This is a genomic window from Mammaliicoccus sp. H-M34 (assembly GCF_022386495.1).
Taxonomy (GTDB): Bacteria; Bacillota; Bacilli; order Staphylococcales; family Staphylococcaceae; genus Mammaliicoccus; species Mammaliicoccus fleurettii.
This window is the reverse complement of the sequence record NZ_JAJNIK010000006.1, coordinates 124,804-141,069: the sequence shown is the minus strand read 5'-3', so window position 1 is coordinate 141,069 and position 16,266 is coordinate 124,804. Positions and strand designations below refer to the sequence as shown.

Genomic DNA, 16,266 nt, shown 5'->3' with positions numbered 1-16,266 from the left:
CCATGCCGAACACAGAAGTTAAGCTCTTTAGCGCCGATGGTAGTTGGGCTTACGTTCCGCGAGAGTAGGACGTTGCCGGGCAAATATTTATAAATGGATGCGATGAGCCGCACTCGAGACCTGTTAGGTCTCTTTTTTTTATGTAAAAAATTAAAAGGTATTTAAAAGGTATATAGGATTAAAGTTATAAAAACTATAATACAAATAAATAGGAATATAAAACTCTAAGAAAATTTTTCTTATTTCTTGCCATTACTGCATACATAGTTCGTACATTTTACTTTGCGTTGTCCATGTAATAATAAACGGAATGGCTAAACCCAAAATAGCTTTAAAATATCAGAAAACTATCACGATTTTGTAAAGTGCTGACGCCTGAGGGAATAGTATGTGTGAGAGACTACAGGCTCGAGCCATACCCCTAGGCAAGCATGCACGTACAAAATCGTAAGATATTAAAAAATAAGCATATCACTATAAAACTGAAAACTCAGTTAAGTGATATGCCTATTTATTTTAAGTTAGAATTTATATTCTACTATCTTTTAAATCAGTAGTGAATAAAGCATTTTGTTTTGATTAATGTAAATGTATTTAGGATCAAATTCACTGACGTTCTTATATAATTGGTCAAGATCATTATGGTCTTTAAGTTGAATACCAATAATAACAGAACCAGTATTTTGACTAGATTTTTTTAAGTATTCAAATTTAGTAATGTCATCATTAGGACCCAATACGTCATTTACAAATTCTCTTAAAGCACCAGGTCTTTGTGGGAAATTAACGATAAAGTAATGTTTCATATCTTCGAATAAAAGGGATCTTTCTTCGATTTCTTTCATTCTATTAATATCGTTATTACCACCACTTACAATGCATACTACATTTTTACCTTTAATTTCATTTGTATAATGATTAAGGGCACTAACACTTAATGCACCTGCTGGTTCGGCTATAATGGCTTGCTTCGAGTACATATCAAGAATAGTGCTACAAACTTCACCTTCATCTACAGCTACAAAATTGTCTACTACATTTTTAGAAATATCAAACGTTAATTGCCCAACTTTTCCTACTGAAGCACCATCTACAAATTTATCGATGTCAGTTAACGTTACAATCTTATTTGCTTTTACTGATTGAGCCATGCTACTTGCTCCTAATGGTTCTACACCTATAACTTGTGTAGTCGGCATATTTTCTTTTAAATATGTACCAACACCAGAAATAAGTCCGCCACCACCGATTGCAGCAAAGCAATAGTCAAATTGAATGTTCTCATCATTTGCATAATCTACCATTTCTTTTGCAATAGTACCTTGACCAGCAATAGTATTAATATTATCAAATGGATCAATAAAGCTTAATCCAAATTTTTCAGTATATTCAAGGGCATGTTTCAAACAATCATCAAATGTGTCTCCAATTAATTCAATTTGAACAAATTCACCACCGAAAAATTTCACTTGATTAATTTTTTGAGCTGGGGTAGTAACTGGCATGAAAATGACTGCTTTAATTTCAAGTTGTTTAGCAGTAAATGCAATACCTTGGGCATGATTACCTGCGCTTGCACAACTAACGCCGTTTGCTCTTTCTTCATCAGTTAATTGATTAATGGCATAGTATGCACCACGTAATTTAAATGAGCGCACCCATTGAAGGTCTTCTCTTTTTAAGTATACGTTACAATCAAATTTTTGTGATAAATACATATCTTTTTCTAAAGGTGTTTGTTTAACAGTGTCTTTTAATTTTAAAAAAGCTTCTTCTATATCTTCGGCACTTAAACGTGTTTTTAAGGTCATTTTATCACTCCCAAATTAGTTGTGCATTTTCTCATATTCGTTTATTTGATCTTCGTAAGTTAATGTAATAGCAATATCATCTAGCCCATTAACAAGTTTATTCTTCCATGTTGAATCTATTTCAAAATGATATTTTGCTTCAGGTGTAATAACTTCTTGATTTGGTAAATCAATAGTTATATCACTATGTTGAGCAATTGCTTCTCTATCATTTTTATTTTCAATAGCAATAGGGAGCATACCATTTTTAGTACAATTCATATAAAAGATATCACTAAAACTACCTGCAATTATAATAAGGAACCCAAAATCTTTAAGCGCCCATGCAGCATGTTCTCTTGATGATCCACAACCAAAATTGTCACCAGAAATTAAAATGCTTGCACCTTTATATTCTTGTTTATTTAAATTGAAGTCTGGATTTTCAGAACCGTCTTCAAGATAGCGCCATTCATCAAATAGAAAAGGGCCAAATCCTGTTTTAGTTATTCTTTTTAAAAAGACTTTAGGGATAATTTGATCCGTATCAATATTATCATTCAATAGTGGAACTGTTTTCCCATTAAAGATGTTAATAGGTTCCATTTAAATGACCACCTTTCTAGTATCTACAAATCTTCCATTTATAGCAGCCGCAGCAGCCATAGCTGGAGATACGAGATGTGTTCTTGCACCTTTACCTTGTCGTCCTTCAAAGTTACGGTTACTTGTTGAGGCACAATGTACCCCATTTGGTACTTGGTCGGGATTCATACCTAGACACATTGAACATCCTGGTTCTCGCCAATCAAAGCCTGCATCTTTGAAAATCTTATCTAGTCCTAGTGCCTCAGCTTGTAGTTTAACGCTTCGTGAACCTGGTACGACTATAGCTGTAATATCTTGATGAACTTGGTGTCCATCTACTATTTTACTCGCTTCAATTAAATCTGAAAGTCTAGCATTTGTACATGAACCAAGGAATACATAACCTAGAGGAATATCTCGTGCGGTTTGACCAGGTTTAAGCCCCATATAGTTATACGCTCTTTCATCATTAATATCATTGATTTCTGGGAATGGTGTACTGAAACTTACGCCCATTTCTGGACTAGTTCCCCATGTAACTTGTGGTTCTAAATCGCTTACTTCAACTGTGATGATTTTATCATAAGTAGCATCTTCATCAGAATAAAGAGTTTTCCAATCTTCTACTTTTTCTTCAAAGTTTTCAGGTTGATATTCACGACCTTTAACATATTCAAAAGTTGTTTCATCTGGCTTCATCATTCCATATTTAGCACCAGCTTCAATGGCCATATTACAAATAGTCATTCGCTCGTCCATTGACATATTGGAAATAGCTTCACCTGCGAATTCTAAAGCATAACCACTACCAAAATCAACTCCATATTGGTTAATCAAATATAAGATGATATCTTTTGCATATACACCAGTTGGTAGGGTACCATCTACTTGAATTTTTAAGTTTTTAGGTTTAGTTTGCCATAATGTTTGAGTTGCAAAAACATGTTCAACTTCACTAGTACCTATTCCAAATGCAATAGCACCAAATGCACCATGAGTAGCAGTATGTGAATCTCCACATACGATTGTTTTACCTGGCTGTGTTAAACCTGTTTCTGGACCAACCATATGTACTATACCTTGTTCGTCTGAACCCATATCAAATAACTTTACACCAAATGCTTCACAATTATTTTGTAAGGCATTAATTTGTTTATTAGCAATTTCATCTCTAATATTGAATATATCAACTGTAGGAACATTATGATCTAAAGTTCCAAAAGTTCGATCAGGACGTCTCAATTTTCTGTTTTGCAATCTTAAACCTTCGAATGCTTGAGGAGATGTAACTTCATGTATTAGGTGCAAGTCGATGTATAATAATTGGGGTTCACCTTCTTTACCAGCTACTATATGTCGATTCCATACTTTATCAAATAATGTTTGTGACATGTCGTTTTCCTCCTCTTAAATTGATTTTTTAATTGCTTCGAAGACTTCAGATGTGCTGTAGCTACCACCTAAATCTTTTGTGGCAATACCTTCATTAATTGTATTAAAAACTAGATTTTCTAAATGTTGTGCGCATTCTGGTTGATGTAGACTTTCACGAATACACATTGCTAGTGATAGTAACATACCACTAGGATTTGCTTTATTTTGACCTGCAATGTCTGGGGCAGATCCATGTATTGGCTCATATAAACTTGGGCCACTTTCACCAAAACTAGCAGATGGCGATAAGCCTAATGAACCTGGAATTACAGAAGCTTCATCACTTAGGATATCACCAAATAAATTTTCAGTTACAATAACATCAAATTGCTTTGGATTAGTTATAAGGTGCATGCTACATGCATCAACTAATAAATGATTTAGCGTTACATCAGGATATTCTTTAGAAACTTGTTCTAAAGTTTGTCTCCATAATTTTGAAGAACTTAAAACATTTTCTTTATCAACAGACGTTACAACTTTCTTTCTTTTTAAAGCTAATTTAAAAGCTATGTGAGCTATTCTTGTTATTTCTTCTGTAGTATAAGTCAATGTATCTACTGCTTGATTTTCATTGAAATACTTTGGTTCACCAAAATAAAGGCCACCAGTTAATTCTCGAACGATTATAAAATCAGTATCTTTAACTAATGATTCTTTTAGTGGGGAAAGGTGAGCAGTAGCTTCAGTAACTATAGTAGGTCTAATATTAGCAAATAATTTTAGTGATTTTCTAATACCTAATAAACCATGCTCTGGTCTATTCTTAGGATTTGTCCATTTAGGGCCACCTACAGCGCCTAACAGTATTGCATCACTGTTTTGACATGCTTCTAAAGTTTCAGGAGGTAAAGGTTCGCCATGTTTATCTATGGCGATACCTCCAAAATCTTTAGTAACTAAGTCGTATTCAAATTCAAACTTTTTTGCAAGTGCTTCTAATATTTCAATACTACCTTCTAAAATCTCTGGGCCGATACCATCACCGGGTAGGGCAGTGATTTTGTATGTCATGACTTTACGCCTTCTTTCACTGTGTTTTTACTGAATTTTGCGTGCGCTTCTACATACGCTTTGCAAGATGCGTATAAGATATCATAATCAATACCTATACCAGTAAATACTTCATCTTCAAATTGTACTTGTACGTGTACTTCAGCTTGTGCATCTGTACCTTCCGTAATAGAGTCAATTCGGTATTGTTGTAATTTAGGTGAATAATCAAATATTCTATCTATTGCATTATAAATTGAAGTGATAGAACCTGAACCAATAGAAGAGTCTTGATAAGTATTACCTTCTTTATCTTCTATAACGACTACAGAACTTTGTAAGCCATTAGACACAAATTGTAGTTGTAATGCATTCACTTTATAGTATGCATTCTCTTCATGTTCACTACCTTGTAAAATAGCGTGAATGTCACGATCTGTAACTTGTTTTTTCTTATCTGCGACAGACTTGAATTGTTTAAATACTTCTACTTGTTCATCAGGAGATAAATCATAACCAAGTTCAATAAGTTTTTCGCTAAATGCATGTTTTCCAGATAGTTTTCCTAAAGGTAGTGAATTTTTAACAACACCAACTAGTTGAGGTGTCATAATTTCATACGTTTCAGGATTTTTTAGAATGCCATCTTGATGTATACCTGATTCATGGCTAAATGCATTTTGTCCGACAATTGCTTTATTTCTTGGGACTCGAAGGCCAGAATATCTACTTACTATGTCACTCGTATTTTTAGTTTCAGATAAGTCTATATTTGTTGATAGATTAAAATGGTCTTGTCTAACATGTAGCGCAAGTGCAATTTCTTCAAGTGCTGTATTACCTGCACGTTCACCAATACCATTAATTGCACCTTCAACTCTACGAGCACCGTTTTCAAAAGCAGCAAGTCCATTTGCTACTGCTAGTCCTAGGTCATCATGACAATGTGAGCTATAAATTACTTCGTGATCACTTTTAACTGTTTCAATGAGAGTCTTAAAGAGTTGACCATATTCTGAAGGATACGAATAACCAACAGTATCAGGAATATTGATAATATTTGCACCTGCATCAACAGCCGTTTGAACTGCTTTAATTAAAAATGGTAAAGGTGTTCTAGTTGCATCTTCAGGTGAAAATTGTACTTTTTCAAATAATGTTTTTGCATAAGTAACATTTTCTGTAATCGAAGATAAAACTTGTTCTTCAGTCATTTTTAATTTGTATTCTAAATGAATAGGGCTAGTAGCTAAAAAGATATGAATTTGTCTATGTTGTGCTTCTTTTGTAGACTCATGAACAGCATCAATATCTGATTTTTTACATCTAGCTAAGCCACAAACTGCAGTAGTTGTTAATGCCTTTGAAATACTTTCTACTGATTTAAAACTGCCTTCACTAGAAGCGGGGAAGCCTGCTTCTATTACATCGACTCCCCATTTTTCTAGTTGTATAGCAATTTTGAGACGTTCATCGAATGAAAAGTTTACTCCTGGTGTCTGTTCTCCGTCTCTAAGTGTTGTATCGAATATTTGAATATGATCTGACATAATAATCCTCTCCTTAAGTTCTAATACATTTATTTAGATTGAATACTTTTAGCTTTAACGAATGGCATCATGTCACGTAAATCTCTACCAACTGATTCAATTTGATGTCCTTGTTGTTCTTTACGCATTCTCAAGAATTCTTCAAAGCCGTTTTCGTTATCTTTAATGAAGCGATCACTAAACGCACCAGTTTGGATATCTTTTAGAACTGCTTTCATATTGTCTTTAACATCTGGTGTGATAACGCGTTCGCCTGATACATAGTCACCAAATTCTGCAGTATTTGAAATAGAATAACGCATGTTTTCCATTCCACCTTCATACATTAAATCAACGATTAGTTTCATTTCATGTAATACTTCGAAATATGCGATTTCTGGTTGGTAACCTGCTTCAACTAAAGTTTCAAACCCTGATTGGATAAGTTTAGTTACACCACCACAAAGTACTGCTTGTTCACCGAATAAATCTGTTTCAGTTTCTTCTTCAAAGCTTGTACCAATTACACCGGCTCTAGTTGCACCGATACCTTTTGCGTAGCTTAATGCTAATTGTGTTGCTTTGCCAGTCGCATCTTGATATACAGCGTAAAGAGCTGGTACAGCGCTACCTTCAGCGAATGTACGTCTTACTAAATGACCAGGTCCTTTAGGTGCTACTAAGAACACATCAACGTTTTCTGGTGGTTGAATGACTTTAAAATGAATATTAAATCCATGAGCAAATACTAAAGCATTTCCTTCATCTAAGTTAGGTTCGATTTCTTCTTTATATACTTGTCCTTGAATTTCATCTGGTAATAGGATCATTACAACGTCAGATTGCTTAACTGCTTCTTCTACTGGATAAACTTCGAAGCCATCTTCTTTAGCTTGATCAAATGATTTACCTGGACGAATACCGATAACAACGTCATAGCCATTATCTTTTAAGTTTTGTGAATGTGCATGTCCTTGTGAACCATACCCAATAACTGCAATTTTTTTACCTTGTAATGCGTCTTCTGTTACCGTGTTGTCATAAAATACTTTAGTCATAATAAATGCCTCCATTAAATTGTTTAGTTTTATAGTAATCCTGCTGAACCTGTTCGTGACACTTGTGTCACTGGATATATTTTTAAATCATCCAATAGATTTTCTATTGTTTGATGGGTTCCAAATGCTTGTAAATAAATATGATCTTCAACATCTTTTAAAATAGTAAGTTGATTTTCATAGGGCTGAATCAATTTTTCGAAAGACTTATAATCAGTAGGGTGACCTAGCTTAATTAATATGAGCTCTCTATTGAAAAGATTCGTTTCTGTAATGTCTAGTGCAGATATTACGTTTACTTGTTTTTCTAGTTGCTTAATAATTGTTTCTGTACTGCTTTCATCTGAAACATCTACGATAAATGTTATATTCGTAATGCCCTCAGTTTCAGTTGGCGTTGCTGAAAGTGAAACAATGTTGTATTGTCTCCTTACAAAAATACTTGTAAGTCGGTTGAGGGTACCCGCTCTATCGAGTACTTGAGTCTTAATTGTTCTTTTCATTATTCCACGCCCTCCATCTTGTAATTTGGTTGTCCACTCGGAACCATAGGAAGTACTGGTTCAGAAGGGGAAATTCTAATTTCGATTAGGGCAGGTCCTTTATGTGCAAATGCTTCATCAATTGTTGATTCCAATTTCTCATTAGAATCAATCATGAAACTTTTAACACCGTAGCTTTCTGAAAGTTTCATAAAGTCTGGTTGTCCTGAGAATACTGAATGAGAAAAGCGTTGGCTATAAAACTTATCTTGCCATTGTTTAACCATCCCTAGTGCACCATTATTAATTAATACGATTTTAATATCATTGTTGAATTCATTAAGAATCGCCATTTCCTGATTTGTCATTTGGAAACCACCGTCACCAACAACTGCAACAACAGTTTTATCTGGATATGCAAACTTTGCACCCATTGCAGCTGGAATACCAAAGCCCATAGTTCCAAGACCACCACTTGTGATGATTTGACCGTGTGTCTTGAATGGGTAATATTGTGCAACCCACATTTGGTGTTGTCCTACATCTGTAGCGACAAGTGCATCACCGTTAGTGATTTTACCAATATACTCAATTGCTTGTTGTGGTTTAACAAAGTCATCAGTGGGTTTGTCGTATTTAAATGGGTATGTTGCTTTGTTTGATAGACAATGTTCGTACCAATCATGGTGAATAAGATCATGAGTATCATATTCTAATAGAGCTTCAAGAGTGAGTTTTGCATCAGCAATAATACCTAAATCAGTTGGAATTATTTTGTTGATTTCACATGGATCAATATCGACATGGATAACTTTTGCATCTTTAGCAAAATCGTCTGGGCTACTTGCTAGACGGTCATCAAATCTGCTGCCAAAATTAATCAACAAATCACATTCTGTTAGTGCCATATTACTAGCGTATGAACCATGCATACCTCCCATACCTAAAAATAAAGGATCAGAGTAGGGGATAGAGCCTAAACCTAACAAAGTATTAACGACAGGAATTTTGTATTTATTCGCAAATGCTGTAAGTTCATTTGAAGCTTCGGCATGGTTAACACCTGCACCAGCTAAAATAAGTGGCTTTTCAGCTTGGCGTATCATTTGAATAAACTGGTCAATTTCTTTTTCTTCAGGATTTAGGTCAATATGATAACCTGGTAAATCAAGTTCTCTTGGTGCAACTTCAACAGTTTCAAGAACACCGATATCTTTAGGAAAATCAATTACGACAGGTCCTTTACGTCCAGTTGAAGCGATATGAAAAGCTTCATCTATAATCTTTGGAATATCTTTTACATCTGTTACTTGATAATTATGTTTCGTAATAGGTGTTGTCATTGAAAGTAAATCAGCTTCTTGGAAGGCATCTTTACCAATTCCAGGACGATGAACTTGACCAGTGATGACAATGAGTGGAATTGAATCACTCATAGCATCAGCAATTCCTGTAATAGTATTTGTTGCTCCTGGACCGCTTGTAACAACAACTACGCCAGGTTTACCTGTTACTCTTGCATAACCTTCTGCAGCGTGAACAGCTCCTTGTTCGTGTCTCGTTAATATGTGAGGCACTTTACCTTCATAGAAAGCATCATATAAAGGTAAGACTGCACCACCAGGATATCCAAAAATGTAATCAACTTTTTGGTCAATAAATGATTGTACGAGTAGTTCAGCACCCGTGTATGTTATTGTCTTTTCTTTAGTTGCTTCATCTGGTTCTTTGTATGATTTAGTAGTTAGTGCCATGCAAATCACTCCTTAAATTAGTTCGTCTGGTACTTTCAAGATGCCACCTGTATTTGCACTTGTAACAAGCGCAGTATATCTTGCAAGATAACCAGTTTTAACTTTCGCTTTAAATGGTTCAATGTTTTGTTTTCTAGCGTGTAACTCAGCTTCAGAAACACTTACATCTAATGTTCGGTTAATTAAATCAATTACAATTTCATCTCCGTCTTCAATCAATCCAATAGGTCCTCCAGCTGCAGCTTCAGGTGAAATATGACCTACAGCAACACCTCTAGTTGCACCTGAGAATCTACCGTCAGTTATTAATGCCACATCTTTACCTAATCCTCTACCAACGATAGATGAAGTAGGGGCTAACATCTCAGGCATTCCAGGTCCACCTTTAGGTCCTTCATATCGAATGACAACTACGTGACCTTCTCGTACTGTATGGTTATCAATCGCTTCTACTGCTTCATCATGTGAGCTAAAGCAAATTGCTTTACCGACAAATTTATTGATTGATGGATCGACACCACCAACTTTTATAGCTGCGCCATCGGGAGCAATGTTCCCAAATAGCATTGATAAGCCACCAGTTTCAGAAAATGCATTATCTCTCGTGTGAATAACATCAGTATTTTTTATTTCTTTATTTTCATTATTTTCTCTTAAAGTGTTACCTGTGACGGTTACTCTATCTGGGTGTAGTACATTATCCATTTTCAATAATTCACCGATAATTGCTGGAACACCACCAGCTTCATGAACATCGTGCATAGAATATGATGAACTTGGTGCAATTTTAGATAGGTAAGGCGTACGTTTAGCAATTTCGTTAACGCGATTTAAATCGTATTCAATACCAGCCTCATTTGCTAAAGCTAATGTATGAAGTACTGTATTAGTAGAACCTCCCATTGCCATATCTAAAGCAAATGCGTCATCGATTGCGTCTTTAGTAACAATGTCTTTAGGTTTGATATCATTCTTAACTAAATCCATAAGTTTAAATGCTGCTTCACGAATTAACTCTCTTCTTTCTTCTCCGACTGCAATAGCTGTACCGTTATAAGGTAATGCAAGTCCTAGTACTTCCATTAAACAGTTCATTGAATTTGCTGTGAACATGCCTGCACATGAACCACAAGTAGGGCATGCATTCTGTTCCATGTCTAAAAATTCTTCTTTTGACATTGATCCACCTTTGAAAGAACCAACTGCTTCAAACATTGATGATAATGTTAAAGCTTTACCAGTTGATGATAATCCAGCTTTCATTGGACCGCCTGAACAAAAGATAGCAGGTACATTTGTTCTAACAGATGCTAAAAGCATACCTGGTGTAATCTTGTCACAGTTTGGCATGTAGAATACACCATCAAACCAGTGAGCATTGATTACTGTTTCTGCTGCGTCAGCAATTACTTCTCTACTTGGTAATGAGTAGCGCATTCCAATGTGTCCCATTGCAATTCCGTCATCGACACCAATCGTATTAAATTCGAATGGTATACCACCTGCTTCTCTAATAGCTTCTTTAGCTACATCAGCTAATTCTCTTAAATGAACATGTCCTGGGACAATATCAATATAAGAGTTACAAATCGCAATGAATGGTTTATTCATATCTGTAGGATCTTTAATTTGTCCTGTTGCATGTAATAAGCTTCTTGCAGGTGCTTGTTGGTCACCTTTTTTGATCATGTCACTTCTCATAATTACACTCCTCTAGAAAAATAAAAAAGCAACGCCCCAATTATATATGGGACGCTGCTTTCAGTCCCATTCAAGTAGAAATAGGACTTAAACCTGACAGTAAATTGATACTTACTGTTGTTCGAGTCCTTCTGAGCGTAATAAAATTACTAATATGCTGTATTCGATTGTCGGTTTGTTTGCTGTCATATTATATTTCATTACAACTCGTCCTTTCTTCTCAAATGTGAACTATATTTTTAATTAAGATTTTTGAATAGTTAAAAAATTTATGTTCTAAATTTAACGCATATTTGAGCACATGTCAACAGAAGATTTAGATTATTCTAAAAATTTAGATAATGTAAGCGCTTTAGTTAGAATAGAACCGTTCATTACCCAATTAATTAAATATTTGTTATAATAATTCAGTTAGTTTAAGTAAAGTAAAAGTAGGTGCCAAATAATGTTTATTCAAGTTGAATCATTAGAAAAGACGAAAAAAATAGCTGAAAAACTTGCTCAAGTCGTAACTGAGAACGATGTTATTTTATTAAATGGCGATTTAGGAGCTGGAAAGACAACGTTTAGCCAATATTTTGGTAAGGCATTAGGCGTTAAGAGAAATATTAATTCACCTACCTTTAATATTATAAAATCGTATAAAGGAAGATTACCTTTTCATCATATGGATTGCTATAGATTAGAAAATAGTGATGAAGACTTAGGATTTGATGAGTATTTTACTTCTGATGCTGTAACGCTCATAGAGTGGAGTGAATATATTAAAGATTTTCTACCCGAGGAATATTTAGAAATTAACATTAAATATATAGAAGAAAATAAAAGATTGTTTGAAATAGTTCCAAAGGGTGAACACTATAAACAAATAAAGGAAGTGTTAAATCATGACAACCTTATTAATTGATACTTCAAACCAGCCATTAGCTGTATCTCTTGTTAAAGAAGACACTGTCTTATTAAATTATCAATCTAATATAAAGAAAAATCATTCTTTACAATTAATGCCGGTGATTGAAACACTTATGAATGAGGCTAATGTATCACCTGAAATGTTAACAGAAATCGTAGTTGCCAATGGACCAGGCTCATACACTGGATTAAGAATTGGTATCACTACAGCTAAAACATTGGCATATTCATTGGAAATCCCATTATATGAAGTTTCTTCGCTAAAATCTTTAGCTATGACTTACAATAGTAAAACAGATTTGATTGTGCCTATATTTGATGCAAGAAGAGATCATGTATTTGCAGGCGTTTATAAATATGAAGACGATAATTTAATAGAAGTTATGGAAGATTGTTATATTTCTATTGAAGAACTTAAAAAATATTTAAATGATCAAACTCAACCTTTTATATTTGTAGGTAACGATACAGCAACTTTGAAAAATAAATTAGATGGTAGAATCATAACGAATTTACCAAATGCTTCACTTATGAATCAAATAAAAGATCAACCCGTATTAAACGTTCATGAATTAAAACCACGATATTTAAAATTATCAGAGGCGGAACAAAATTGGAAAAACAATCAAACAAAGCATTAGAAATTAGAAAAATGAGTATCGAAGATGTCCAAGAAGTTTATAAAATAGAAAATCAAAGTTTCACAAATAGCTCGTGGTCTTTAGAAGCTTTCTATCATGAATTAGAAAAAAATGAATTTGCACATTATTTCGTTGTGTCTTTGGGTGAAAAAATTATCGGCTATTGTGGTATATGGATAGTCATTGATCAGGCACAAATAACTACAATTTCTGTAGACGAATCATATCGAAGTAATGGGGTAGGACAATTATTATTAGAATATGTTATGAATTACGCAAGTACCACATGTACGACAATGAGCTTAGAAGTAAGAATTGAAAATAAAGCTGCTAGACATGTATATGAAAAAGCTGGGTTTACTTATGGTGGTGTCAGAAAAAATTATTATGGCGACGGAGAGGATGCTAAAGTGATGTGGGTGAGTTTAAAAAATGACTAAATCTATTATTTTAAGTATAGAAACGAGCTGTGATGAAACAGCAGCTAGTGTGATCAAAAATGGTAATGAAATTATAAGCAATGAAGTCGTTACCCAAATGATGACACACAAAAAATTTGGTGGTGTTGTACCAGAAGTTGCTAGTAGGCAACATGTTGAAGTTATGACGCAAGTTATAGATGAAGCATTATCGAACGCAAATATGAAAATGGATGATATAGATGCTATAGCAGTTACTGAAGGACCAGGATTAATTGGTGCATTATTAGTAGGTGTGGCTAGTGCTAAAGCATTAGCATTTAGCCATCAAAAACCGCTTATACCGGTTCATCATATAGCAGGACATATTTATGCAAATCACCTTGTTAAACCACTTCAATTCCCATTAATTGCACTCATTGTATCTGGAGGGCATACTGAACTAATTTATATGAAGAATCATCTTGATTTTGAAATTATTGGTGAAACACGTGATGACGCTGTTGGTGAAGCATATGATAAAGTAGCAAGAACAATAGGATTATCTTATCCAGGTGGACCAGAAGTTGATAGATTGGCCCAAATAGGAAAGGATACCTTGAATTTTCCTAGAGTATGGTTGGAAAAAGATAGCTATGATTTTAGTTTTAGTGGATTGAAAAGTGCAGTAATAAATACATTGCATAATAAAAAACAAAAAAATGAAGAAATTGTTAAAGAAGATGTTGCTACGAGCTTTCAAAATAGTGTCGTTGAAGTACTGGTAGGTAAAACAATGTCTGCAGTAAAAGAATATAATGTTGAGCATTTAATCGTAGCTGGAGGAGTTGCAGCAAACAAAGGTTTAAGAAGTGCTTTAGAGAAAGAGTCTAACAAGCTTGGTATTGAATTGAGTGTACCACCATTAAATCTATGTACAGACAATGCTGCAATGATAGGATCGGTTGCCCATTTCTTATATGAAAACAATAGATTTTCAGACATGAAATTAAATGGCAAAAGCTCTCTAGATATTGAAACTTTTAATTAAGTAAATATTTGTAATATTACACACTAGAAGTTATAATTGACTCGAACAATAAAAGATATAGGAGGCGAAAACTTGTGGAAGTAAATAGTTATTTTAATTTTAAAAATAGCGTTGAAGCATTAAAGTTTTACGAAGAAAAATTAGGTGCAACAGATATTATGAGAGTACCTGGTAATCATGAAATATTCAAAGATGCACCTGAGGAATTTCAAATGCCCGAATCTTTTACAATGAATGCGAGTTTCAAGTTATTAGGTAAGACATTTTTATGTAGTGATACATGGCAAAATAAAGATATTGATAATGAAGGCGCACAAGCTTGTTTCCAATTTAACTATAATGATGAAAACGACAGAGAAGCAGTTATCGATTTATTTAAGAAGGCTGAAGCAGCTGGGTGTAAAATAGATATGCAATTAGCAGAAGTAGAATGGTCACCGTTATTCGGTTCATTCCAAGATCCATATGGTGTAACTTGGATGGCAAATGCAATTACAGAATAAATCATAAGAGCTTAGGATATAAATCCTAAATCAAAACAAATAAGCATATCACTTAACTGATTTTTAAAGTGATATGCTTATTTTTTATACAATCTTACGATTTTGTAAAGTGCATGCTTGCCTAGGGGTATGGCTCGAGCCTGTAGTCTCTCGCACATACTATTCCCTCAGGCGTCCGCACTACAAAATCGTTAGCAATATCTATTTTTTAAATCTTACGATTTTGTAAAGTGCATGCTTGCCTAGGGGATGGCTCGAACCTGTAGTCTCTCACACATACTATTCCCTCAGGCGTCAGCACTACAAAATCGTTAGCAATATCTATTTTTTAAATCTTACGATTTTGTTCGTGCATGCTTGCCTAGGGTATGGCTCGAGCCTGTAGTCTCTCACACATACTATTCCCTCAGGCGTCAGCACTTTACAAAATCGTTGAAAATATCTATTTTTATATAATCTTACGATTTTGTACGTGCATGCTTGCCTAGGGGTATGGCTCGAGCCTGTAGTCTCTCACGCATACTATTCCCTCAGGCGTCAGCACTTACAAAATCGTTGCAAATATCTATTTTAATAAAATGCTAAGAGGCTGAGACAAATTAATTGTCTCAGCCTCTTAGTTTATAGAACAGCTATATTTACACAAGTCTAAAGAAGTGTGAGCAAGGGTATCTATATTTACACAAGTCTAAAGAAGTGTGAGCAAGGGTATCTATATTTACACAAGTCTAAAGAAGTGTGAGCAAGGATGTCTGTATTTACACAAGTAGAGAGAAGTGTAAGTATGGATGTCTGTATTCACATAAGTCGAAAGAAGTGTAAGTATGGATATCTATATTCACACAAGTAGAGAGAAGTGTAAGCACGGATATCTATATTCACACAAGTAGAGAGAAGTGTAAGTATGGATATCTGTATTCACACAAGTAGAAAGCATGCACAAAAAAATGCCCGCAAAGTTTTAAACTTTGCGGGCAATCTGATGGTAGTTTTATGAGCTACCAAAATGATTTTTATAAAATTTCTAGGACAATTATGTCTCAGTCATTTTAATGTGTTCATTTTCTAGTGTACTTTCCTTCACTGTTTGTGTAATCAGTGTAGTCTTTAATACGTTGTTCATATTCTTCTTTAGTTATAATCTTATGCTCTAGCAATTCTTTAGCTTTTGTTGTATAACTCTCAATGTTAGCGTTATTCATAAATCATCATCCCTTCTGTATAATACACAAGACCAATTAATCAATGAAATTTAACTCTAAGCACTTACTAAATTTAAATTTAGTAAGCAATGTTTTCTTACTAAAGTGTACAAGACAAGAAAATTGGTTACATAAATTATAAAACTTTTTCAATATTAAATCTAGTGAATTAATCTACTATATTAATAATTTAAGATTAACTTCATTTTGATTTAACAATATTTACAAGC

The 16,266-nt window shown here is 34.2% G+C and carries 15 protein-coding genes and 1 rRNA gene; 6 read left to right on the top strand and 10 right to left on the bottom strand.

The genetic code is table 11. The features are described from left to right. Nucleotides 1-81 (top strand): 5S ribosomal RNA (gene rrf / locus LQ608_RS12550); the annotation flags it as partial. A gap of 464 nt (nt 82-545) precedes the next feature. Here the strand turns inward: rrf and ilvA are convergent. From ilvA to ilvD, 9 genes are read right to left on the bottom strand one after another with little or no spacing between them, the layout of a single operon-like run. After that, nucleotides 546-1,811 carry a threonine ammonia-lyase IlvA gene (gene ilvA, locus LQ608_RS09305; protein ID WP_078358318.1) on the bottom strand — a complete coding sequence of 422 codons (1,266 nt, stop codon included), beginning with the start codon at nt 1,809-1,811 and terminating at the stop codon, nt 546-548. A 15-nt stretch (nt 1,812-1,826) separates the two neighbouring features. Beyond that, on the bottom strand, nt 1,827-2,396 hold the full coding sequence (gene leuD, locus LQ608_RS09300) for a 3-isopropylmalate dehydratase small subunit (RefSeq protein WP_078358317.1): 570 nt from the start codon (nt 2,394-2,396) through the stop codon (nt 1,827-1,829). Next, the gene (gene leuC / locus LQ608_RS09295; RefSeq protein ID WP_239751461.1) at nt 2,397-3,770 is read right to left on the bottom strand and encodes a 3-isopropylmalate dehydratase large subunit; all 1,374 of its coding nucleotides are present in this window, start codon (nt 3,768-3,770) and stop codon (nt 2,397-2,399) included. Between the two features lie 15 nt (nt 3,771-3,785). Beyond that, nucleotides 3,786-4,826: a 3-isopropylmalate dehydrogenase gene (leuB, locus tag LQ608_RS09290; protein ID WP_239751460.1), complete on the bottom strand. Its 1,041-nt coding sequence runs from the start codon at nt 4,824-4,826 to the stop codon at nt 3,786-3,788. Then, entirely contained in the window at nt 4,823-6,355 is a 1,533-nt protein-coding gene (locus LQ608_RS09285; RefSeq protein ID WP_239751457.1) for a 2-isopropylmalate synthase, read from the bottom strand. The genes leuB and LQ608_RS09285 overlap by 4 nt, the downstream gene beginning before the upstream one ends. A gap of 29 nt (nt 6,356-6,384) precedes the next feature. Further along, nucleotides 6,385-7,392, bottom strand: coding sequence for a ketol-acid reductoisomerase (gene ilvC, locus LQ608_RS09280; RefSeq protein ID WP_203153895.1), 1,008 nt, complete (start codon nt 7,390-7,392; stop codon nt 6,385-6,387). A 29-nt stretch (nt 7,393-7,421) separates the two neighbouring features. Beyond that, on the bottom strand, nt 7,422-7,895 hold the full coding sequence (gene ilvN / locus LQ608_RS09275; protein ID WP_078358309.1) for an acetolactate synthase small subunit: 474 nt from the start codon (nt 7,893-7,895) through the stop codon (nt 7,422-7,424). Then, the gene (gene ilvB / locus LQ608_RS09270; protein WP_239751455.1) at nt 7,895-9,628 is read right to left on the bottom strand and encodes a biosynthetic-type acetolactate synthase large subunit; all 1,734 of its coding nucleotides are present in this window, start codon (nt 9,626-9,628) and stop codon (nt 7,895-7,897) included. Before ilvB ends, ilvN begins: the two co-directional genes overlap by 1 nt. 12 nt (nt 9,629-9,640) lie before the next feature. Beyond that, complete coding sequence (gene ilvD, locus LQ608_RS09265; protein ID WP_078358305.1) at nt 9,641-11,329, bottom strand: dihydroxy-acid dehydratase; 1,689 nt, start codon at nt 11,327-11,329, stop codon at nt 9,641-9,643. A gap of 445 nt (nt 11,330-11,774) precedes the next feature. Here ilvD and tsaE point away from each other — a divergent pair, with 445 nt between their 5' ends. From tsaE to LQ608_RS09240, 5 genes are all read left to right on the top strand, one after another. Next, nucleotides 11,775-12,236 (top strand): tRNA (adenosine(37)-N6)-threonylcarbamoyltransferase complex ATPase subunit type 1 TsaE, encoded by a 462-nt coding sequence (tsaE, locus tag LQ608_RS09260; protein WP_239751453.1) that lies wholly within the window; start codon nt 11,775-11,777, stop codon nt 12,234-12,236. Further along, nucleotides 12,217-12,882 carry a tRNA (adenosine(37)-N6)-threonylcarbamoyltransferase complex dimerization subunit type 1 TsaB gene (gene tsaB / locus LQ608_RS09255; RefSeq protein ID WP_170167681.1) on the top strand — a complete coding sequence of 222 codons (666 nt, stop codon included), beginning with the start codon at nt 12,217-12,219 and terminating at the stop codon, nt 12,880-12,882. Before tsaE ends, tsaB begins: the two co-directional genes overlap by 20 nt. 11 nt (nt 12,883-12,893) lie before the next feature. Beyond that, the gene (rimI, locus tag LQ608_RS09250) at nt 12,894-13,322 is read left to right on the top strand and encodes a ribosomal protein S18-alanine N-acetyltransferase (RefSeq protein WP_481817135.1); all 429 of its coding nucleotides are present in this window, start codon (nt 12,894-12,896) and stop codon (nt 13,320-13,322) included. Beyond that, nucleotides 13,315-14,331, top strand: coding sequence for a tRNA (adenosine(37)-N6)-threonylcarbamoyltransferase complex transferase subunit TsaD (gene tsaD / locus LQ608_RS09245; protein ID WP_239751449.1), 1,017 nt, complete (start codon nt 13,315-13,317; stop codon nt 14,329-14,331). The genes rimI and tsaD overlap by 8 nt, the downstream gene beginning before the upstream one ends. 74 nt (nt 14,332-14,405) lie before the next feature. Continuing rightward, nucleotides 14,406-14,834 (top strand): VOC family protein, encoded by a 429-nt coding sequence (locus LQ608_RS09240; protein WP_078358298.1) that lies wholly within the window; start codon nt 14,406-14,408, stop codon nt 14,832-14,834. 1,058 nt (nt 14,835-15,892) lie between these two features. On the opposite strand, the gene LQ608_RS09235 is transcribed toward LQ608_RS09240, so the two are convergent. Then, nucleotides 15,893-16,036: a hypothetical protein gene (locus LQ608_RS09235; protein ID WP_182476958.1), complete on the bottom strand. Its 144-nt coding sequence runs from the start codon at nt 16,034-16,036 to the stop codon at nt 15,893-15,895. Nucleotides 16,037-16,266: the final 230 nt, after the last annotated feature.